This is a genomic window from Arthrobacter sp. 2RAF6 (genome assembly GCF_052115205.1).
Lineage (GTDB): Bacteria > Actinomycetota > Actinomycetes > Actinomycetales > Micrococcaceae > Arthrobacter.
In genome coordinates this window covers 41,907-62,454 of the sequence record NZ_JBFRGF010000007.1, presented here as the reverse complement: position 1 = coordinate 62,454, position 20,548 = coordinate 41,907, and the positions used below count along the sequence as shown (strand labels likewise).

The window sequence follows — 20,548 nt, the reverse complement described above, 5'->3', positions numbered from 1 at the left end:
CTGCGATCACTTGAAGTTCGCCGCGTCGAGCGCGGCCTGCAACGAGTTGAGGTATCCCTGGCTCGTGTAGGTTGCCCCTCCCACCGTGTCCACGTTGGCTGATTGGCTCGATAGCACCTCGGATTTGAGCATCGGCACGGCCTGCTGGTCGATTTCGCCGGACAGGGACCCGACGTCGGTCAGCTGCAGCGGCACGACGTCGGTGATCTTGCCGCCGGATATCACGGCCTGGACCTGCACCGTGCCATACCGCGTCTGGATCTGGCTGCCGTCGAAGGTTCCGTCTTTCGCACCGCCAGCGGCCGGGCCCACCGGACCGGCGCTGGTGCCAGCCGCCGTCGGGCTGTCCGGCCCGGAAGTCGTTCCGGTGCCCGACGGCGGATTGGCCGCCTTCCCCGTGGTGCCGCCCGGGGTGGAATCTGCCTGGTTTCCGGCCTGCCATCCAATCAGGAGGACGGCGGCGGAAGCGAGGCCGGCAAGTACAGCGCTGCGGGCTCTCACCAGCTGAACCTTTCGTAGTGGATCCGGAACCGGGGTACGCCTGCCCGTTTTGCGTCCTCGACCACCAGGTCGGTCCAGTCGCGCGGCCCGCACACGAACACGTCGGCGTCCCGGACCTGCGGAACGATCGTGGACAGGCTCATGCGGTGGCTGGCCTCACGGGCCGGCAGCCAGCTGTCGTGGCCCCTCTTCGGACGGCGCCCCAGCAGGACGTAGAGGGTTGCCGATTTCCTGGTGCACAGTTTCTGGAGCTCGCGGTAAAGGTAGAGACCCTTCTCATCCGGCGCCCGGACGATCACGGTCATCTCGCCGGGAGCGAAGTCGCCCTGCTCGAGCAGAGAGATGATGGGGGTAATTCCGATCCCGGCTGCGACGGCGACTGCCCGGCGGGTGGTGCGGGCCCGGTCCGTAAAGAGCCCGTAGGGCCCCTCGATACTTACCCTGGTACCAATCCTGAGGGAACCCAGCTCGGCGGTGCCGCCTCCCAGCTCACGAACAGTCACTTTCAGGCGAAGGATCCCCGGGGCCGCCGAGAGCGAGAAGGGGTGGGCGTGCCACCATAGCCCGCGCGACCAGAAGCGCCAAATGAAGAATTGGCCGCCGCGGACCTTCAGATCCGCCAGGGAACGTCCGGTCATCTCGATTGAGTACACACCAGGCGCCTCAATGACGACGTTGCTGACCCGAAGGTCGTGGCGCAGCGTCCGCACTACGGGAATGATGAACCGATAGATGAGCAGTGCGGCGGCGACCCCGAAATAGAGCGCCAACCAGTAGTAGCGCGCCCACGTTCCATCAGCGAACAATTGCCCGGTGCTGAACTGGTGCGGCAGGGCGGCGAGCACGGCGGCGTAGGCAAGGAAGTGGACCACATGCCACGCTTCGTAGGAGAGTTTCCGCCGGACAAGAACGAGTGAGGTGATCACGACGACGGCCAGCAGCACATACCCCAGATAGGCTACTTTCATGTCCGGTAGAGAGGTAAACATGTCCCATATCTCCGCAAAGATATTCAATCGCGCCGTCAGGGCGTAGCCGATCCAAAGCAGCAGCACATGTGAGGAAATGAGGTAGAAAACGGGTTTGCCCAGCCGCTGGTGCACGAGCAAGGCACGGTCGTGTCCGAAAGCCCGGTCAATGACCGGAAGCCTCGCAGCCAAAAGGAGCTGGATCAGCATCAGGTCGGCCCCCACGAGTCCGGCGATGATGCCGACAGCGGTCAGAGCGCCCGGGACGGTCTTGAATTCCACCAGTCCGCTATCCGCCAGAAACAGCGCCAGTACAAGGGCCACCGACAACCAGACAATCGTCTCCAGCAAGTCGGCCAACCGAGCCCGGCGCAGATAGCGCGCCCGTTGTGGCACCCGCCGCTGACCGGCCGTCCGGCCCGTTGCCCCGGCCCGGGCCGTCATCTGGTCTCTCCCGCGGTGGCCCATGGTCTGTTCATGCTCGCAATGCTAGGTTCGCGTTCTTAGAACATTCTTCGAAGCCTGGAAACCAAGGCGCGAAACAACGAACCGGCCACAAGAGGGTTCCCGCGCTTTCCTCGGACCATCGGCAGGTGCACAATGATGACTGCCCCCGCGGCTTGAGTCCCGATTTCCACCCGGCCTCCGTGCTGGGCGGCCACTTCCGCCACAAGCGCGAGCCCAAGACCGTAGTGGCGCGGCCCGGTACCGTCCTCCGGTGCGACCCCGGCAGGCGCTGCAGTTGCGAACCTTTCGAAGGCCCGAGGCTTGACGTCGTCGGAAAATCCGGGGCCGTCGTCGCTGACCGTGATGACAAGGGTCCTCGAGTCTTTGGATACACCCACCTCCACACGTGACCGGGCGAAACGGACTGCGTTGTCCAGCAACGCCACGAAAAGCCGGCGCAGCGCCGTCGGCGCGGCAGTGATCCCCATCGGGCCGTCTATTCCGCCTCGTTCAACCGTGATGCCGCGGCGCGCGGCAGAGACCGAAAACGATTCGACGACGTCGTCCGCCAGTGCCACGACGTCGACGTCGGTGAGCTCGATCTGCCGCGAATCCGCCGAAATGAGCAGGTCTTCGAGCAATCGAGTCAGCGAGCGCGAATCTTCGATCATGGCGTCCACGTCCGCGTCAATGTTTCCCGGCGGCTCGTGCACTGGAGAAGATGCCACGCGGCGCCGCAGCATTTGCGCACGCATACTCAGCAGGGTCAGCGGAGTGCGCAGTTCATGGCTTGCATCCGCGACAAATCGCCGCTGCCGGTCGAGGGCCTCGGCCATGGGCCGCATGGTGCGCCGCGCCAACCACACCGCCAGAAGGCTCGCCAACACCACTGCTCCCCCGCAGGTCAGCAGCAGGGCAAGGCCCAGCCGGTTCAGTTCCTCCAGATTCTCGTGACGGTCGAACACCGCTTGGACTACCCGGCCCCCCGAATCAGCGGTACGAACGGTGTACGAGCGGTCCCCGATCGAAACGCCCTCCTGGGCGGCGACTCCGCTGGCGGCGACAGCCTCGATGGCCTTCACATCCGGCAGCCCGGACGGCATCCCCTGGGACACCGTCAAGGTGCCTTGGTTGGAGATCGCCAGCCAGGTTCCAGCGGGGGCGTCCACGATCGAATCTACGTGCTCGGTGGCGGTGGTCAGGAGGCGCTGGGCTGCGGTGGCCTGGCTCGTATTGACAATCAACAGCACCGATCCGGCAATCGCCACCAAAAGCAAAACCAGCAAAGCGCCGGTCTGCAGCGCCAGTCGCCAGGAGGACCGCTGCAGCTCGTCCTCTGCTTGACCCTTCATGCGAGCGTGCCGATCCTGTAGCCGACGCCATGAATCGTCCGCACGCTGCCCCGTCCCAGCTTCCGCCGGAGGTAATGGACATAGGTATCTACCACCCCGGCTTCTTCGGCGTTCGGAAACACGTACTCGAGAATCTCGTCACGGCCGAACACCCGGTTCGGCCAACGTGCCAGTTCCTCCAGAAGGGCGCTCTCCCTTTCGGACAGCACCACGACGGAACCATCGGGGCGGATTACACTGCGGGATTCGAGGTCAAAGCGACCACCGGTGATCCGCAGGGTTGTCGCGGCGGCGATATGCCGGCGTCGTAAGGCACGCAAACGTGCCAGAAGTTCATCGACGTCGAAAGGTTTGGCGAGATAGTCCTCTGCGCCGGCGTCTAATCCCTCCACCCTGTCTGCAGGATTGCCCAATGCCGAGAGAATGAGGGCTGCAGTCTCGACGCCTTCCCTGCGCAATCTTGTCAACAGGTTCAATCCGTCCATTACCGGAAGGCCCCGATCCAGAACCAGCACGTCGAATTCCTCGGTCAGGGCAAGGTGGAGGCCCTTTTGTCCGTCCGGCGCGCTGGAAACTTCGTAGCCTTCGCCGGCAAACAACTCTTCCAGCATCACGCGAAGCTGCACGTCGTCCTCGACCAAAAGAACGCGCGGCTTCATCTCATTCATAGTCGGAGTATAGGCGTCGGAACTGGGGCCAACGGCGTCATTCGCGCAGGCTGAGCGCCTGCGTAGGGCAAAGCGCTACCGCGTCCTGTGCCGCGTATTCGAGGTTTTGAGGGATCGCGATCTCGGACCCGCCACCGCCCACCGGGTAGCCCCAGTCATCGCGGGTGAGCAGCTCAGGAAGCAGTTCGACACAAAGGCCCCGGCCGTCGCAACGGGTCCAGTCGATGTGCATTCTGGTGCGGGGCACCTTTCGGTCTGTCATCGCAGCGCCTCGCATCGCCCTCGCAGGTGTGCGTCGACGTCGGAGTCAAAAGCCATCAGGGCGCTGACGGCAAGCCGGGCTGTCCCGTCCGGATGGGCGCAACTACCCCGGCCCGTCACCAACGCGGCGAGCCGGCGGATCTCCTGCGGAAGTTTCCGGTTGGTGTCCCCGTATGCCAGGCGCGCAAAGAGGCTCGAGATGGCGGGCAGGCCATTGGTGCAGGGACCGCACTGGCGTGCAGACTGGCCCGCCAGGTAGGCCAGAATGTCGGCAGTGGCTGCGAGGCCACAGGACCCGGACCCAAGCATCATGATGATTCCGGCACCGGTCCGGGCGCCCAGCGGGGCCAACCCTTCCTTTGAGAACCGTGCATCGAGCTGGTCCGCCGCGAGCCACGTGCCGTGGTATCCGCCCACGAGGGCTGCCCGGACAGAATACAGATCGACGCCGGTACTCACCAGGATCTCCGTCAGGCGCACACCGGTCGGGATCTCGTAGACCCTTGATCCGGCCGTGTTGCCGGACAGGGTGATGAGCCGGGTCCCTGGCGCGGCACCGGTTCCAACGCTGCGGAACCAGGCCGAACCGAAGCGGGAGATCAGTGCGAGGTGGGCCAGTGTCTCCACGTTGTGGACCAGTGTCGGCCGGCCATTCAGGCCGCTGCTGGTCAGCCGCTTTGTTCGGTCCCCCGGAACAGCCAGGCCACCGGAAATTGCGCTGACCACGGCCGTTGCTTCTCCGGAGATAAACGTATCGGGCGCATGGCACAGGCGTATGCGCCCCTCCCCGCGCTCTTTCAAGGCGCGGGCCACGGGAGCTAGCTGCTCCGCGCCGGCATACAAGTGCAGTTCCTTGGCACCAAGGCTCCGGCCGGCGATCAGGATGCCGTCGATCACCAAATGGGGGGCGTTGTGCAGCAGGGCTGCATCCTTCTGGCTCAGCGGTTCGCCTTCTGCACCATTGGCAACGACGACCGGCCGCCGTCCGTCCGCGGGAACCAACGCCAACTTTTGCCAGGCCGCAAATCCAGCCCCTCCGCGACCATCCAGCCCGGACTGCAACAGTTCCTCAATCAACCGCGCCCGGTCCATTCCGGGGAGCGGACCAAAGGCTGCCTGGTGGCTGCCGAAATCAGCTGAACCGGCGGCGAACAATCGCGTGGTACCGGCTGGACCGGCAACATGGTCCCGGAGGCTGACGGTGCTCTGATCCGACGTCATCGGGTATCCTGGCTGCGCACATTCCGATATTCGACAAAGTCCTCGTGCAGCCTCCACGCGATGGCCCCGCCAACTGCCATCAGGCAGAACACCGCGAGGACGAGGAACCAGGGCTCACGACCGTTCGTGCCGTTTCCTATGGCATGAAGCACCGACACGGGCCACATTGCGTAGACCACCCAGTGCACGGCTTTGAACATCTTGGGACCGATCCTGTTGCGCAGCAAAGCTGTGATCGTCACGACAATAAGGAGATCGAAGGCTACCGTCCCGAGTCCGAGCCAGAAGGGCATATATGCCCCCAGGAAGGGAACGAAGAAATCGACCAGCCTCAATTGGGCAAATGGATCAAGGAGCAAGGACACAATATGGACCACGACAAACAGCACCGAGAAGAGCGAGATATTGCGGTGCACCAACGTGACGGCAAATCGCGGGATCCCGACGACAGCCCGCCCCGAGCGGGCGCCAATTCCCAGCAGGACGGAAAGTGTCAGGAGCACGAGGGCCACCACGCCGGAGCCTCGGCCCACCGCCCAAAGAGCCTGATCGAAAACCGTGTTCATGATGGACCCGCCATCCCATCCGGAGGCCAGCTACCGAAAGTGGATACGTTGCCTGCGCTGTCGACCAAGCGGGCAGGCATGCCTAGTTCCCTCAACCATGACGGCGCACCACGCCCACGCACCACGCATGCCGTAGAGACTATATTGGCTTCCGCGCAGCTTTCCGCAGCCACCGTGACCGTCCGCCAGACGGCTTCCGCCGGCAATCCGGTGTGCGGATCGATGATGTGGTGGACTTGCCGGCCGGAATGGTTCCACCGGCGTTTTTGCGTGCTCGACGTGGCCAACGCATAGCCGGAGCTCAGACGGACGCACCCGGAAGGATCGCCCGGTAAATCCTGGACCAGCACCACCCACCCCTCCGGGGGCGCCTCCCCCGCAGTGGCAATGTCGCCCCCAAGACTCACCATCGAACCGCATCCAAGTGTTGACGAAATCCGGTGCGCGGCCCAGTCGGCCGCCAAAGCTTTGCCGATTGCACCAAAGTCGAGCAAGAGGCCTTTGGGCACTTTAAGCGTGTTTCCGGCAAGTCCTATCCGGGTCCACGCCGGGGCCACTGTTGTCACACGAATTGATCCTTGTGCCTCCGGCCCCGGGCTGTGAGGCAGGTCGAGAAGAGCGAAATCGCGGTCATACCCGAGGCCAAGCAACACGCTCCCCAGTGTCGGGTCCACATCCCCGTCCGTCATGTCCGCAGCAGCCAATGCGCTGCGGACGATGGCCGCGAGTACGCCGCTGATTTCCCGGCCGTCGGCTAGCTGACTCCTGAGGATCATGACCTCCGAATCATCGCGGAAACGGCTGCACGCCATCTCAACATCGTGGCATACGGCTTTGCTTAGACCGACTGCCTGGCCGAGCATCGATGGTTCGGTGACGATGACCCGTGCCTCGGTGCTCCATAGCTCCCAGCGTCGCGCCGCCGTTACCATCAGGATCCTGACGTTTGGCCCTGCGGGGCCGTCGATCCGGGCCCGAGAGGCTGCACCGGCGAGGTGGATGAGTTGTGGTGGCGCGAGCCATAGTTCGGAGTAGTCGACTGCCCCGTGTTTCCGGAAGACGTGTTTCCGGAAGACGTGTCACCGGAAGAGGCATTGCCCGCCGCGGCCGGAGCCGAGACGGCCGCACCCACAACCACGACGCCCGCCGCGCTCGCGGCCCCCACCCAGGATGTCACTTGACGGGCGATCCTGTGGCCGCTTTCCCTGGAGTTCATGGCAGCCTCCTTTGCTGGTGCTTGACCGACGTCGCTAAGTCAATTCTAGGATTGCCAGCGTGAGCCTCGGCTAAGCGTTTCCTGTATAGAAGCTGTGTAGAAGTGCCACACGTGGAAACGACAACGCACGAACCGCACGGGAACACAAGGGTCTTTCGGTCATTCAAAAATTTGTGAAAACTACGTATGTTTGTCGTCATGGACATCGTCATCCAGACTGTCGACTTGCACAAGAACTTCGGGCGGGTCAAAGCGCTCGACGGCCTCGACCTTGAGGTCCACGAGGGTGAGATCCACGGCTTCCTCGGGCCCAACGGCGCGGGGAAGACCACCACGCTGCGTATCCTTCTCGGGCTAGCCCGCGCGTCGTCGGGCAGCGCGACGGTCCTGGGCATGCATCCGTGGGCGGACGCCGTCGAACTCCACCGCCGCGTCGCAAGCATCCCGGGCGATGTGAGCCTCTGGCCCAACCTCTCGGGCGGCGAGGCTATCGACCTCCTCTCCCGCCTCCGCGACGGCGCTGTAGACCAAGCCACCTACAACGAGCGCAAGCATCATCTCTGCGAACTCTTCGACTTCGACCCGAGCAAGAAGGGCCGCGCCTACTCAAAAGGAAACCGCCAGAAGGTCGCCCTCATCTCCGCCCTCGTCTTGGACGCCGAGCTGTATCTCCTCGACGAGCCCACCAGCGGCCTTGACCCGCTCATGGAGGCCGTCTTCACGCGCGAGATAAGGCGGATCGTGCACGAGAACGGGGCCACAGTACTGCTCTCGAGCCATATCCTCTCCGAAGTCGAACAGCTCGCCGACCGCGTGAGCATCATCCGCGCCGGCCGGATCGTTGACGGCGGCACGCTCGACGCACTGCGCCACCTCACCCGCACGGAAATCTCGTTCGCCCAGGACAGTGTGGACACCCACGCGCTGGACACGCTGTCGCAGGTCCACGACCTCACAGTGGCCGACGGGCGGGTCAAGTTCGGTGCCGATTCCGATCGCGTCCACGAGGTCCTGCCACTTCTGGGCACCCTCGGGGTCAAAGGACTGCTCGTCGCGCCCCCGTCGCTCGAGGAACTGTTCCTTCGCCACTACGGGGACACGGTCGCCCCGCCCGCCCCGCGGGCAGCGGACGACGGCGGCACCCACCATCGGCGCCACCGCGCCGCCACGGCCGGCGCCTGACATGGGCGCGCTCTGGATCCTGTACCGGCAGCGGTTGCGCCGGGACCGCTGGCAGGTGATTGTCTGGGTCCTCTCGATCGGATTGCTCGCGCTGTTCGCCGTCGCAGCCATAGCGAAGACCTTCGGCGACGACGCGACGCGCGCGCAGGTCCTGCAGCTCGCGACCGCTGCCCCCGCGATCCTCGTGCTGCGCGGCCTCCCCCGCGGTCCGGGACTCGATTCGTTCACGTTCTTCGAGATCTTCGCGTTCCTGGGTGTCCTTGCCGGACTCATGAATACGTTCTTGGCCGTCCGTCACACCCGGGCGGAAGAGGAGTCGGGCCGGGGCGAGATCATCGCGGCGACGGCCGCCGGCCGCTGGGCCCCGCTCGGGGCGACAGTCCTTCACGGCGCCGTGGCCAACGTGCTCGTAGCCATCGCGACGGCGCTCGGCTTCATGGCCGGCGGGCTTGACCCGGCCGGCTCGCTCGTGGCTGGCTTCGCGACGGGGGCGGTGGGCTTCGCTTTTCTCGGCGTGGGCCTGTTGGCCTCCGAGTTCTTCAGCACCTCGCGTGGGGCCAACGGCATCTCGTCGGCGCTCGTGATGGTCGCGTACCTGCTGCGCGGTTTCGGGGACGCGACCGGACAGGTCGGTCCTGATGGGACGACCATGACGGCCGCATGGCCGAGCTGGATCTCCCCCATCGGCTGGGGCCAGCAGACTTTCGCCTACACGGGCAACCGTTTGTGGCCTCTGCTCCTGCCACTCGCGCTCGGGGCAGTGTGCACCGCCATCGTCGTAGCTATCATGGCGCGCCGGGACGTCGGCGCGAGCGTGTTCGCCGGACGATCCGGACGCGCAGACGCCAGGCCCTGGCTGCGCGGGACCTTCTCGCTCGCGCTGCGCCTCCAGCAGGGCGCGATCATCGGCTGGTGCATCGGTGGCCTCGCGACAGGCCTCCTCACGGGCTCGCTCGGGTCGGCGATACAGTCCTCGATCACCTCCAACCCCCAAATCACGGCCGTGCTCCGCGGAATGATCGAGGCACAGGGCACATCAATGACCCAGCTCCTCGTCGCGGCCCTGTTCGAAGTAGCTGGAATCCTTGCCGCAGCGTGCGGTCTCCAGGCCGTCCTTCGCCTCCGTCAGGAAGAGGTGGCCGGAACCGCCGAGCCCGTCCTGGCCGAGTCGGTGAACCGGATGCGCTGGCTCGGGAGCTTCCTCGGCCTCGGCGCCGTCTCGGTCGTGCTCGTCATGGCGTTCACGGCTCTCGGAGCGTGGCTCTCCCTCGTCGCGTCCGGAGACACCTCAAGCGCCGTCGGCGACGTCTGGCAGACTTCCGTCGACCAGCTCCCCGCGGCACTCATTTACCTCGCTCTGCCCGCCGCAATGTTCGTCGTCTGGCCCCGTGCCACGATCCCTGCCGGGTGGGCGCTCCTGGGTGTGGGCGTCGTCCTCGGAATCTACGGCGGCATGCTCGGCCTTGACCAGAAGCTCCGGGACCTCTCGCCGTTCACCCACACCCCCGTCACCACGAGCACCGGGACCGACTGGAGCGGCGGCTTCTGGATGCTCGGCATCGCCGCGGTCCTCACGGCGCTCTCGCTTGCGGCAGTGCGCCGCCGTGAGGTGGGAACAGCGTGACAGATCCGGGGAGCAAGCTCATGCCCGACGCCGCCGAGACGTCCGCGGCCGTGCTCACGGCCGCCGGTTTCCCCAAGATGCCTGCCCGCGCGCTCATGGCCCTTGTGGTCTCCGACGACGGCTGGCTGACAGCGGCCGAGCTCTCCGAGAGGCTGGGCGCGAGCGCGGCCGCCGTCTCCGGCGCCGTACGCTACTTGCAGACCGTCGGCTTCGTCCACCGGGTCTCGCAACCCGGCAGCCGACGCGACCGCTACGCTCTCCCCGACAACGCCTGGTACGTCGCCTCGCTCCGGCAGAACCCCGTCTACGAGCGCCTCGCCGAGCTCGCCGATTCCACCGCATCAAGACTCCCGGAAGGATCAGCGGCCAAGGCAAGGGTCACCGAGATGGGCGCCTTCTACCGCTTCCTCCTGACCCGGCTCCCCGGCCTCCTGGATGAGTGGGAACACACGCGGGTCAGGGCCTAGGCATGTCCTTGCTGGGGATGCTCCATGCCTTCGAACAGGCCGTGGGCCACCCGCTGCCATACGAAATCACGGGCCGCCGCGCAGAAGACCTGCCCGCGTTCTGGGCCGACGCCTCCTCCGCCCTCGCGGATCTGAGCTGGTCCACCACGAAGACCGTGGACCAAATGTGCGAAGACCACTGGCGCTGGCAGAAGAACAACCCGCTCGGCTACAGCTCTTAAAGCAACGCGGGGTCACTTACGGCCCATAATGTCCCTTGGGACGGACCGTAAGTGACCCCGCGTTGGCAGTGCCCACACCGGCGAGGGACCCGGGCCGAGCTTGCGACGCCTGAGCCTCAAGCCTGAGGCGGATACGGCTGCGGCGGGTTCGGCGGATACGGCGGCGGATATGCCTGCACCAGTCGGTCGAAGCGCTGACCCCTGGGATTGGCCGGCAGGAGCACTAACACAAGCAGCGCAATCCATCCGAGCACCGGGACCAAGGCGAGCAACAAGAACAACGCACTGAGATTCGCGTCGTGCAGGCGCCGCGCGGCCAAGGCGAGCGAAGGCACGATCGTCGCCAGGAACCACAGGCCGCCAAGGGCCGTCGAGGTGCTGGTGTTGCCGTTCCCTGTCGCACCGGCCGCATTGATGACACCTGAGACGATGGCTGAGGCGAGGAACCACCACCAATACTCACTGCGGCTCGCCCGCCCGTGGAAGATTGCGTATTTCTTCCAGAATCGTTTGACGGCTTCGATCGGCGGGGCTCCATAGTATGGCAGCTCAAGCGGGACTCCACCCGGGGGAAAATTCTGAGGCTGATAGCTGGACATGATTCAAGCCCTTCCATGCAGACTTATTCGACACCTAGCATGCTAGGCGCAGTCCGGCCTATCAGAACAGGGCACAAAGCCCTGCCTCGGACCAGTGACACCGGCAGGATCCGCGAGTCAGTCCGTGTTCCGTCCCTGGTGACTTCAGGCACTTGAAGATCTTCGCCTGCGGGACTTCCGGCCCTGCCGGGCCGGGCCAAACGAGCAGACAATGGTGCGCAAAGCATCCCGAAAGAGGGAGCCACATTTCATGGAGGCGGACAGAGTCATGAAGAAACCAATCGTTGTCGGCGTCGTTGACACCAAGGCGAGCCGGGCCGCGTTGGCTTGGGCGATGGACCGGGCGGCACGACATAAACTCCCGGTGCTGCTCGTTCACGCGGTCGACAGTCGATGGCTCGACGAATCAGTCGGTTCCAGCGAGGTGGTCAAGGCCGCGGCAAACGAGCTGCTGAGCAAAACCGCCGCATATGCGGGCGAATTGGAGCCGTCGGTCCAGGTAAAGACCTTGCTGTTCTCCGGTAGCCCCGGGCAGGCGCTCAGGAAGCACTCGAAAGGGGCCTCGATGGTTGTCATCGGAACCGGCCACAACTGGCCTGGAGGACCTGTGGCTGACAGGGCGCTGCAGATCGCCGCCGTCGCCCTGTGCCCTGTAGCAGTAGTCGGGGAGCAGGACATGACGGGGCGCCGCGGCATCGTGGTCGGCGCTGACGGTTCTGAAGAATCTACGCAAGCGGTTTCCTTCGCGGCCGAAGAAGCGGACAAGGACAGCCAGGAGCTGACAGTGGTTCACGCCGTCCTAGCGCCGCCGCTCATCCAGCGCGTGATGCCGGCGAGCGACGTCGCCGAGACCATCTTGGAAGAAGAACGAATCGTCCTCGCCGAGACCGTCGCCGGCCTGGCCGAAAACTATCCCGACATGGTTGTCCATCAGGTTCTGGTGTCCAACAACGAACCGGCGGAAGCACTCACGGACGCCGCCGCCAATGCCACGTTGCTGGTGCTGGGAAGCCGCGGAAGGGGCAGCTTCAAACGCCTCCTCATGGGATCGACCGCCCACACTGTACTCAGGTCCTTGCCCTGCCCAACCGTCATTACCCGGGTGCGTCGGGTGAAGCTCACGAGCTAAGGAGCTAGCCCGGTCATCACAATTTTTCGCGACGGGTGGTCGCGTCCCGTCTCTGAGCACGGATTACTACACCCGCCTGGAGCGCGGCAGTATCCGCGGCGTCTCTGACGCTGTGCGGCATCGCCCCCCGGAACCACCATCGCAGGGGATCCCGCCGGTGGATCCTTCGCCCCCGGCGTGCGCTCCCACACGCAGCCGGGAACACCCAACCCAGAAAGGACAGACCATGACTGAACGGAAAACCAGCACAGAGCATAAGGAAAACATGACGGAGAAAGAAGTCTGGTTCATCACCGGCGCCGGACGGGGCATGGGAACCGACATCGCGAACGCCGCGCTGGCCGCCGGCCACGCGGTGGTCGCCACAGGCCGCAACCCCGAAAAGCTCGCCCAGGCCATCGGCGAGAACGAGGCTGTTGGCCGTGAAGCTCGACGTCACCGACCCCGCCGCGGCGCAAGCGGCGGTGCGGGCCGCCGTCGACCGCTTCGGCCGGATCGACGTGCGCTCAGCCTATGCCGCGACCATCAGCGCCGAATCATGAGTTCCATGGTGGTCATGACGGTGTGCTCCTAGACGAGGTGCACGCCGACCAATGCCAGTGCTGCGATGAGACCCCAGGAGAGCATCGCTGCGATGATGGCCCTGCCACTGGTCTGGAGCAGAGACCGGACCTGCACTGACGCCCCAAGCCCGTACAGGGCTGCGGCAAGCAGCAGGTCCTGGACCGTGCCGGCAACTTCGAGGACAACAGGCGGCAGGATCCCCAGCGTCCGCAGAACGATCATCGCCATGAACCCGGCCACGAAGAGCGGGATCAGCGGAGGAAGCTTGATATCCGTGTCTTCAGCGGCGTTTGCCGTCCGTCGGCGGCGGGAGCGTCCCACCAGCGCGGCTCCTGTGACCATCGGCGCCAGCATCAGCACACGAGTGAGTTTGATGATGAGCGCTCCGGCAAGGGAAGCCGCACCCGCCGTCTGAGCCGTTGCCACAACCTGCCCCACGTCGTGGACGCTGGCTCCCACCCAGTATCCGAACTGAAGAGTGTCCAGGCCAAGGGGCCCCTTGAGCGCAGGAAGGGCCGCGATCGCCAGCGTCCCGCACAGGGTCACAAGGGCGATTGGAACAACGGTGTCGCGGTGGTCCGTTTTGGTGACCCCGCTCATGGCCCCAATGGCGGAGGCGCCGCAGATGGAAAATCCTGTAGCGAGAAGCAAGGGCTGATCGCCCGGAAGTTTGAGTGCCTTGCCCAGGACCAGCGTTCCGATAAAGGTCAGCAGGACAATGCCAACCACGATCGCCAGCGTCTTCCAGCCCAGCGCGGCTACATCGATGAGGCTGAGTTTGAGACCCAGCAGAACGATTCCCAGCCGCATGAACCGCTTGGCGGAAAATACCAGCCCGGGCTGCAGGACTCCTTCTACGGCCGTACTGATCCCGGGGAGATTTGCAGAAAGAATGCCCAGCATCACTGATGCCGTGAGGAAAGGCACCACCGGGACCGTCGAATGGATCAGCCAGGCGATGGCGACGGCGACGGCGGCCGCGACCAGTCCGGGCAACCGCCTGTTCCTCAAGCCTCGGGGAAGCCGCGCATCCTGCTGTTCGTCTTTTGCGGGTGTGGCAACGTCTTGTCTCATACTTGTCTGCGATCCTCCCGGAGCCGGGCATGCATCAGGCTCGCTCTGGATCTCCTGGCTCCTCATCTCCCAATTCTCGGCCTAGATACGGTCCGGGGATAGCCGTCTTCTTGACATGGGGATATATCAAAATCGCAACACGTTCCGCATTGTTATATGCTGAGCGCATGGCAAAGTGGCCGGATCTGACCGTGCTGGAACTAGTGGTTGGAGTGGACGATTACGGAAGCCTCAGCGCTGCCAGCCGGCGGGTGGGCCTAGCTCAACCCAACGCGAGCCGATCGATCAGAGTGATGGAGCGCCAGCTGGGCATGACCCTGCTGCAGCGCAGTCCAGCGGGTTCCACACTCACCCCGCAAGGCACAGTCGTGGCCCATTGGGCGCGAAGAATCCTCGCCGAAGCACGGCAGATGCTGGAGGCTACCGATTCCCTGCGTGCTGAGAGACGGACCGCACTGACGGTAGCTGCCAGCATGACTGTCGCCGAGCACCTGGTGCCCAGTTGGCTTGGCACCTTTGGAAGACTGCACCCTGAAGTCCGAATACACTTGCTTGTCCATAATTCCGCGCAGGTTTTCGAGGATGTGACCAGCGGAGCTTGCGATATTGGCTTCGTGGAATCTCCCACCATCCCTCGGAGCTTGCATAGCCTCACCGTAGCCCGCGATGAACTCGTCGTTGTAGTTCATCCTAAACACCCGTGGACCCGGCGACGGGAACCGATCTCCATTGCCGAGCTTGCATCAACATCCTTGCTGGTCCGTGAACCGGGGTCAGGCACCCGGATCACGCTTGACCTTGCATTGCTCGAGTACCCGCGCGCAGCCCCCCTGCTCGAACTTGGCAGCGCGGCCGCTATCCGTACAAGCGTTTTGGCCGGCATGGGTCCTTCAGTAATGAGCACCCTTGCAGTGGCAGACCAAGTAAAGGCCGGAGAAATGAAGATCGTGCCGGTCCAGGATCTTGTCCTCCATCGGGCGTTGCGTGCGGTGTGGGACGGACCCCGTCAACTATCAGGTCCAGAAGCAGAGCTCGTACGGCTCGTTCGTAGCCAGAGAACATCCCAAAACTAGACTTCATGATCAACGTGGGGCAGAGGATTGTGTCCGCTGCCCCACGCGATTTCGTGTCCTGTATCGGCCGTCTGGCCGAGAGCGCCAGGCTCGCGGCAACCCTTCGCAGTGCGGCAAACGCCGTGGCAGCCCTCCCTCAGGGCGTCCCGGTCGAGGTCGTTGTCCACGGGCCCGGGAGTGGGAAGCTCCGCCCCGGAAGCCGGACGCAGGGTCCTGGGCATCTCCCACCCCTGCTCGCTGTTCGACCGCTGGCGCGAGATCGTCGCGGTCAGCGATGACGCCGTCGAAACCAGGCGGCCAAGCTTCTAAACAGTGCCCCAAGGGGCAGACATCCGGAAGCGTGCGCCTAAGCGATGAACGACGTCGCCGGATCTCAGCCGGAGGGCGCAATCCCACCAAGTAGACGGCGCGGGCCACCCTGGGAATGGCTGCGGCCCCACCACCACCCAGGGCCCGCGCCAGGCGGCGGGGCTGTTGGCTGATCAGACCCTACAGCAACTAAAGGATCATGCCGACGACGAGCGGGGTCATCATGACGACCGCCCAATTCGTCAGCCCCTGCACTGCGATCCACGGCGAATCATCAACGTTCGAAACCCTGATTGCTCCCGTAATGAACGGTCAGATCACGACGCGGTGTTCTGGAGAATATTCGAAAAAAGGACCGTGACGGCTCGACCCAAGAATCCGAGCGGGAACGCCGACTGTGACCAAAGAACGTAGCCGTCGATAAGGGCCGGGTGGCCATGGCATTCAGATGCAGTTCCCCCGAATGTACACCGGGGCGATTGTCCTTCCCCATCGGGCTTGCGAATGTTGATGGCAGGTAGCCGGAAGGCCTCTGTCAGAGAGATTGGATATGACGAATGCCTGAAGAAAGGTCAACGAATACTACGACGGTCAAGTGAAGTCTCTCGAGGTCGAGAACTCACAGGGCAAGTTCACCGTCGGTGGAGCGCCCCTGGCCACGAGCTCATTGGGCAGGCCAAAGGCATTGAAGACGTGGTCCCCATAGGGCAGGAAGTTTTCCCGACCGGCCTGGGGTATCCGCACCGCATCGGGAAAGACCCGGAGGGGAAACGCCGCGGCCAGGTCCGTGACGGCGTCGAACTCAGTGCCTCGTGCCAGCAGATCCTCGACAAGTTCTTCGGCGTCGGCGGCCCAGGACTCCCCCAGTCTACGGATTTCGCGCGGACCGAGGATCTTGGTAAGGGCGGCGCGGGGCGCGTCGTGACGCGGAGGGTCCGCCTCAAGGAGCAGGCTCGGCGGGCGCCACGGCTTCTCATAGCGGAAGTTGCTCAAGCCGACCGGCAACGCGGGTGTAGTTGATGACGGCCCCGGATATAGCAGCACGTGGCCGGGGCCGCCCACTGGCGGCACCCGGGCATGCCCGCCCCCTTGAGTCCTCCGCAGCCTGGATTCCTCCCAAACCGTCAGGGGGCCACGATGCCTTCCGGCGCCAGGGCAGCTGGCGTCCAGCGCAGGTGTGACATGGTCTGGAACGTCTTCGAGGTTGACCACGATGTTCTCCGGCGTGCGGGTCGTGAGCCAGACCAGTTCCTCAAGCATAAGAATATATAGAGAAGTATTTACGAGCGTCACCGTAGCGTCATACACTTGATTCATGCCGCATGTATCGCGGACACAAGAGTGTTCCGTTCTACGTGCACTTCCAAGGAGACGACGATGTCTGGTTCACGCTTTGAAGAAGACAAGGAAAATGCCCACGAACTGTCCATGAAGGCCTTGCTTGAGGAAGAGTTCAGGGCCGTGTTTGGTGGCACCACACCTGTTGCGACTGCCTGGGCCGGCCTGACGTTCATCTGACACTTGGTGTCCGCTCGAATACCGGCCGCATCCGGAACGAGTCGAGAACCAGTATTAGGGGAATTTCCGCCCACCATGCTTCAGCTTGAATGAGGTCTGCCGATGTAGCCTATGACTGTCACTGAACCCGAACCAATAAATAGAGGTAGTACTGAATGGCCAACGCCGATGCTGTCCCCGACGTTGCCCCGATGCCACGCCATCAACACCTGATCGTTACCGTGTATGGCCTCTACGCCCGCAACCAAGACGGGACGCTCGCTGTTGCCGACCTCATACAGCTTCTAGGTGACTTGGGAGTGGAGTCGGCAGGCGTACGGTCTTCCGTGTCGCGGCTGAAGAAACGCGGCGTGCTCGTCAGTTTGAAGCGTGGAGGCTCCGCTGCCTACAAGCTTTCACCTGAACTTGAGGACGTCTTCACGGCAGGCGACGAACGTATTTTCGCGCCGCTCCGCGCCAAGAAGGACGACGCTTGGCTCCTGGCGTCGTTCTCCGTCCCCGAGGCCCAAAGGCACCTACGGCACAAGCTGAGGACCATCCTGACCCGTATCGGGTGCGGCCAGGTGTCCCCTGGGCTGTGGATCGCACCCGGCAATTTGGCACACGAGGTGGAACAGCAACTTCGACGCGCCGGACTCATGGACTATGTCGATCTGTTCAAAGCAACTCACCTGACCGAGGGACAGATCGACGAGAAAGTGGGGCAATGGTGGGACCTGCCCTCACTTGAAGCGCTCTACACCGACTTTATGGAGCAACACGAGCCCGTCCTCCAGCGGTGGTTGCAGCACGAACAAGAGGATTCCGAGTCCCCCGAGCTGCTGAAGCAGGCCTTCGCCGACTATGTCCCCATGGTCACCCAATGGCGTCGGCTGCCCTACATGGACCCTGGACTTCCCCAAGAGTACCTGCCCGATAACTGGCACGGCCTCGCCGCCCAGGAACTCTTCACAAAACTGCACCAACTGCTTGGCCCCAAGGCCCAGCGCTACGCGCTGTCCGTCGTCGGCGCAAATTAGTCCGAACAGCAACAGCCTTCCGAAGGAGCCGGGCCCGTTTTGCCGGCCCCGGCCCTTCGCTGAATGAACACTCCCTCGTTTAGGGCCCGGTCTGCGAGTCAAGGCCGATGGTCCGTCAGTGGCCTCGGAACGCCTCCGCCAGCCACCAGGATCCACCATCCGAGGCAATCTTTGCATCGATCACGAGAGGGCGTTCTTGATTCCCGTTGCGGTACAAAGCAACCCAGTCACGCACCGGCTGGAGGTCATCCACAGTGCGGACCGTCACGCCGTCGGCGCCAAATCCCCTCGCGATGGCTGCGATGTCTGTGTCGGGGAACGACACCGTGCCAAGCTCTGCGTCCTGATGGTGTTCGGCGAAATGGTGGACCTCGGCGCCGTAGGCGGCGTCGTTGTAGATGATGCAGACGAGGGGCAGTTTGAGGCGCACGGCGGTTTCCAGTTCCGTAATGCCCATCAGAAACCCGCCATCCCCTGCGCCGAGGACAGGGAGGCGATCCGGGCGGGCGACGGCTGCACCTATGGCCGTGTAGAGGCCTAGGCCGATTGCTTGGAAGGCCTGGGTGAAGCAGAAACCAAACTCGTCCGGCACCTCCAGATATTGACTCGGGTATCCCATGAAGTTGCCCGAATCGACGGCGACGATCCTCTCAGCCGGGAGGATCGAATCGAGTTCCCGGCTGATCACCCGCGGATCGATGGACATCGCCGCGGACAGGTCCGGTGTTTCAACGTCCCGCCACCGTGAGCCTTGCTTGATGGTCAACGCGTTCCGCTCGGTTCGATACTTCTCCGCGGAGGCCGGCTGGATCCTGCGCAAGGCCGCCACAGCGTCCTCCGCCACGAGGGCAGAGTCGCCCAGCACGCCGAGGGTGATCGGCCGGTTGGCGCCCAAGGCGGCGTCCTCGACGTCGATCTGGATCACTTTGGTGCCAGCGGAAATCAGCCGTCCGTGCCGCATGGTCCACATGTTCAGGGCGCAGCCCCAGGCGACGATCAGGTCCGCGCCACTGATGAGCTCCGCAGTAACCGGGGATGAAAAGCCACCGGAAATGCCCAGGTTGTGTGAATCGCCGTTGAACAGGCCGCTTGCGACGGCGGAAGTTGCCACGAGCGCCCCCGCATGCCGGGCCAATGCCAGGATGGAGTCCCTGGCGCCCCTCCCGCCGCGCCCCGCGACGAAAACCGGACGACGGGCCGCGGCAATCAGGGCCACAAGTTTTTCCACGGCAGCCGCGTCAGGCCTGATCCGGGATGGTTCCTGAATCCCAACATCGCCCACCAGATCCGGCGCCGTTGCGTTTTGCACGTCAAGGGGCAGGTTGAGGACAACGGTGCGACGTTCATTGACAGCGGTCCGGAATGCCCTCACCGTGTCTGCGATTGCGGTGTCGGCTGAATGGATCCGTTCGGCCACAGCCCCGACGCTTCGGGCAAGCGCGTCCTGGTCAATCTTGAAGTTCGACCAGATCGCGGACGCCTGTGTGTCGGCAGTGAGCACAAGGAGGGGCGTGCGGCTCTTCGCCGCTTCACCGATTCCCGTGATCGCGTTGCTCAGACCACAACCCTGGTGGGTTGTCACCACGCCCACCTTCCCTGACATCCTGGAGTAGGCATCAGCCATGGTGGCCGCCCCGCCCTCGTGCCTGGCCGCCGTATAGGGAACCCCTCCCTTGATGAGGGCATTGGTGACCTCAAAGTTGCCGCTGCCAACTACGCCGAAGACATGCCCGACTCCCAAGCTGGCGAGGGTCCTCCCTACCAGCACGGACACTTGAACCGCCCCGTTCATGAAGCCTCCACCAATGCGTAGACACGGCTCGGGCTGCCGGTTCCGCCGACGATCGGAAGCGGCGCAACCACCAAGGTCGCGCCTACGACCGGGAGACGGTCAAGTTGCCGGAGCGATGTCACTCCGTATTTGTCCGCCCCGAGGAGGAAGGAATGGACCGGGAACATGGGGTCCATGCTTGCCGCCTGACCGGCGTCGATGCCAACGGTTTCCACGCCGAACCCGCTGATTCTGTCGTTGCCGGCAATCCACTTCGCGCCTGCAACAGAGACACCGGGAGTATGCGGGCCGCTTTCGTCAGCATTGACGAAGTCCGACGCATTTCCTCCGCGCGCGGACCAGCCGGTCCTGAAGATCACCCAACAGTTCTCGGGCAGTTGCCCATGCTCTTCTTGCCACTGTTCAAGGTGCTCCGGTTCGAGCAGGAAATCAGGGTCCTGCGCTACCTCGGCCCTCTTGTCGATGACGACGGCGGGGCCCACCAGTCGCCGAGGCTCGATCCGGTCCACCGACTTTCCCTCGCGGCCCGTAATCCAGTGGACAGGTGCATCCAAGTGGGTGCCGGCGTGTTCACCGACGGTGACATCGTTCCACGCCCAGGCGGGTCCGGCGTCGTCGAAATTGCTCACCGGCGAGAGCGTGAGACCTACAGTGTTGGCGAGCGGCTGCGGCAGGCTAAGTACGGGGGTATCACCGCTGAGGGGTGTCGTAAGGTCGATGACTTCGATCGAGCCATCGGACAGGGCAGCCATGAGCCCGCTGAGGACAGACATTTGT

23 protein-coding genes and 1 pseudogene are annotated in these 20,548 nt (G+C 64.0%); 10 read left to right on the top strand and 14 right to left on the bottom strand.

What is annotated here, in order from left to right; all coding sequences use genetic code 11:
• Positions 1 to 6 precede the first annotated feature (6 nt).
• The 9 genes from AB4Z38_RS07580 to AB4Z38_RS07540 are packed head-to-tail and all read right to left on the bottom strand — an operon-like array spanning position 7 to position 7,200.
• Entirely contained in the window at positions 7 to 501 is a 495-nt protein-coding gene (locus tag AB4Z38_RS07580; RefSeq protein ID WP_441429161.1) for an FMN-binding protein, read from the bottom strand.
• A complete protein-coding gene (locus AB4Z38_RS07575; protein ID WP_441429160.1) occupies positions 498 to 1,937 on the bottom strand; it encodes a ferredoxin reductase family protein in 1,440 nt (479 codons plus the stop codon). The genes AB4Z38_RS07580 and AB4Z38_RS07575 overlap by 4 nt, the downstream gene beginning before the upstream one ends.
• Positions 1,938 to 1,972: 35 nt before the next feature.
• The gene (locus tag AB4Z38_RS07570; protein WP_441429159.1) at positions 1,973 to 3,268 is read right to left on the bottom strand and encodes a sensor histidine kinase; all 1,296 of its coding nucleotides are present in this window, start codon (positions 3,266 to 3,268) and stop codon (positions 1,973 to 1,975) included.
• A complete protein-coding gene (locus AB4Z38_RS07565; RefSeq protein WP_441429158.1) occupies positions 3,265 to 3,936 on the bottom strand; it encodes a response regulator transcription factor in 672 nt (223 codons plus the stop codon). The genes AB4Z38_RS07570 and AB4Z38_RS07565 overlap by 4 nt, the downstream gene beginning before the upstream one ends.
• Before the next feature lie 37 nt (positions 3,937 to 3,973).
• Positions 3,974 to 4,198, bottom strand: a complete 225-nt coding sequence (locus AB4Z38_RS07560) for a ferredoxin (protein ID WP_441429157.1) — start codon at positions 4,196 to 4,198, stop codon at positions 3,974 to 3,976.
• Positions 4,195 to 5,418, bottom strand: coding sequence for an NADH-ubiquinone oxidoreductase-F iron-sulfur binding region domain-containing protein (locus AB4Z38_RS07555; RefSeq protein ID WP_441429156.1), 1,224 nt, complete (start codon positions 5,416 to 5,418; stop codon positions 4,195 to 4,197). The genes AB4Z38_RS07560 and AB4Z38_RS07555 overlap by 4 nt, the downstream gene beginning before the upstream one ends.
• On the bottom strand, positions 5,415 to 5,984 hold the full coding sequence (locus AB4Z38_RS07550) for a ferric reductase-like transmembrane domain-containing protein (RefSeq protein ID WP_441429155.1): 570 nt from the start codon (positions 5,982 to 5,984) through the stop codon (positions 5,415 to 5,417). The genes AB4Z38_RS07555 and AB4Z38_RS07550 overlap by 4 nt, the downstream gene beginning before the upstream one ends.
• Entirely contained in the window at positions 5,981 to 6,916 is a 936-nt protein-coding gene (locus tag AB4Z38_RS07545; RefSeq protein ID WP_441429154.1) for an FAD:protein FMN transferase, read from the bottom strand. Before AB4Z38_RS07545 ends, AB4Z38_RS07550 begins: the two co-directional genes overlap by 4 nt.
• A complete protein-coding gene (locus tag AB4Z38_RS07540; protein ID WP_441429153.1) occupies positions 6,916 to 7,200 on the bottom strand; it encodes a hypothetical protein in 285 nt (94 codons plus the stop codon). Before AB4Z38_RS07540 ends, AB4Z38_RS07545 begins: the two co-directional genes overlap by 1 nt.
• A gap of 198 nt (positions 7,201 to 7,398) precedes the next feature.
• Here AB4Z38_RS07540 and AB4Z38_RS07535 point away from each other — a divergent pair, with 198 nt between their 5' ends.
• The 4 genes and pseudogenes from AB4Z38_RS07535 to AB4Z38_RS07520 all read left to right on the top strand — a co-directional run.
• The gene (locus tag AB4Z38_RS07535; RefSeq protein WP_441429152.1) at positions 7,399 to 8,382 is read left to right on the top strand and encodes an ABC transporter ATP-binding protein; all 984 of its coding nucleotides are present in this window, start codon (positions 7,399 to 7,401) and stop codon (positions 8,380 to 8,382) included.
• 1 nt (position 8,383) lies between these two features.
• Positions 8,384 to 10,006 (top strand): ABC transporter permease, encoded by a 1,623-nt coding sequence (locus tag AB4Z38_RS07530; RefSeq protein ID WP_441429151.1) that lies wholly within the window; start codon positions 8,384 to 8,386, stop codon positions 10,004 to 10,006.
• Complete coding sequence (locus AB4Z38_RS07525; RefSeq protein WP_441429150.1) at positions 10,003 to 10,473, top strand: GbsR/MarR family transcriptional regulator; 471 nt, start codon at positions 10,003 to 10,005, stop codon at positions 10,471 to 10,473. The genes AB4Z38_RS07530 and AB4Z38_RS07525 overlap by 4 nt, the downstream gene beginning before the upstream one ends.
• Positions 10,461 to 10,694, top strand: a pseudogene (locus tag AB4Z38_RS07520) (UDP-glucose 4-epimerase GalE); the annotation flags it as partial. The gene AB4Z38_RS07525 and the pseudogene AB4Z38_RS07520, both read left to right, overlap by 13 nt.
• Positions 10,695 to 10,810: 116 nt before the next feature.
• Here AB4Z38_RS07520 and AB4Z38_RS07515 read toward each other — a convergent pair.
• Positions 10,811 to 11,293 carry a DUF805 domain-containing protein gene (locus tag AB4Z38_RS07515; protein ID WP_441429149.1) on the bottom strand — a complete coding sequence of 161 codons (483 nt, stop codon included), beginning with the start codon at positions 11,291 to 11,293 and terminating at the stop codon, positions 10,811 to 10,813.
• A gap of 268 nt (positions 11,294 to 11,561) precedes the next feature.
• Here AB4Z38_RS07515 and AB4Z38_RS07510 point away from each other — a divergent pair, with 268 nt between their 5' ends.
• Positions 11,562 to 12,422, top strand: a complete 861-nt coding sequence (locus AB4Z38_RS07510) for a universal stress protein (RefSeq protein ID WP_441429148.1) — start codon at positions 11,562 to 11,564, stop codon at positions 12,420 to 12,422.
• Positions 12,423 to 12,648: 226 nt separating this feature from the next.
• Complete coding sequence (locus AB4Z38_RS07505; RefSeq protein ID WP_441429147.1) at positions 12,649 to 12,996, top strand: SDR family NAD(P)-dependent oxidoreductase; 348 nt, start codon at positions 12,649 to 12,651, stop codon at positions 12,994 to 12,996.
• On the opposite strand, the gene AB4Z38_RS07500 is transcribed toward AB4Z38_RS07505, so the two are convergent.
• Entirely contained in the window at positions 12,993 to 14,060 is a 1,068-nt protein-coding gene (locus AB4Z38_RS07500) for a YeiH family protein (RefSeq protein ID WP_441429146.1), read from the bottom strand. The genes AB4Z38_RS07505 and AB4Z38_RS07500 overlap by 4 nt on opposite strands.
• 167 nt (positions 14,061 to 14,227) lie before the next feature.
• Between AB4Z38_RS07500 and AB4Z38_RS07495 the strand changes: the two genes are divergently transcribed.
• Together AB4Z38_RS07495 and AB4Z38_RS07490 are read left to right on the top strand one after the other, a co-directional pair.
• Positions 14,228 to 15,133, top strand: a complete 906-nt coding sequence (locus AB4Z38_RS07495; protein ID WP_441429145.1) for a LysR family transcriptional regulator — start codon at positions 14,228 to 14,230, stop codon at positions 15,131 to 15,133.
• A gap of 177 nt (positions 15,134 to 15,310) precedes the next feature.
• Positions 15,311 to 15,442: a hypothetical protein gene (locus AB4Z38_RS07490; protein WP_441429144.1), complete on the top strand. Its 132-nt coding sequence runs from the start codon at positions 15,311 to 15,313 to the stop codon at positions 15,440 to 15,442.
• Between the two features lie 591 nt (positions 15,443 to 16,033).
• Here AB4Z38_RS07490 and AB4Z38_RS07485 read toward each other — a convergent pair.
• On the bottom strand, positions 16,034 to 16,735 hold the full coding sequence (locus AB4Z38_RS07485) for a hypothetical protein (protein WP_441429143.1): 702 nt from the start codon (positions 16,733 to 16,735) through the stop codon (positions 16,034 to 16,036).
• A gap of 84 nt (positions 16,736 to 16,819) precedes the next feature.
• Here AB4Z38_RS07485 and AB4Z38_RS07480 point away from each other — a divergent pair, with 84 nt between their 5' ends.
• On the top strand, positions 16,820 to 16,960 hold the full coding sequence (locus AB4Z38_RS07480; RefSeq protein ID WP_441429142.1) for a hypothetical protein: 141 nt from the start codon (positions 16,820 to 16,822) through the stop codon (positions 16,958 to 16,960).
• Between the two features lie 155 nt (positions 16,961 to 17,115).
• Complete coding sequence (locus AB4Z38_RS07475; protein ID WP_441429141.1) at positions 17,116 to 17,979, top strand: PaaX family transcriptional regulator; 864 nt, start codon at positions 17,116 to 17,118, stop codon at positions 17,977 to 17,979.
• Between the two features lie 115 nt (positions 17,980 to 18,094).
• Here the strand turns inward: AB4Z38_RS07475 and AB4Z38_RS07470 are convergent, their stop codons facing one another.
• A complete protein-coding gene (locus AB4Z38_RS07470) occupies positions 18,095 to 19,771 on the bottom strand; it encodes a thiamine pyrophosphate-binding protein (protein WP_441429140.1) in 1,677 nt (558 codons plus the stop codon).
• On the bottom strand, positions 19,768 to 20,544 hold the full coding sequence (locus AB4Z38_RS07465) for a cyclase family protein (protein WP_441429139.1): 777 nt from the start codon (positions 20,542 to 20,544) through the stop codon (positions 19,768 to 19,770). The genes AB4Z38_RS07470 and AB4Z38_RS07465 overlap by 4 nt, the downstream gene beginning before the upstream one ends.
• Between the last annotated feature and the right edge of the window lie 4 nt (positions 20,545 to 20,548).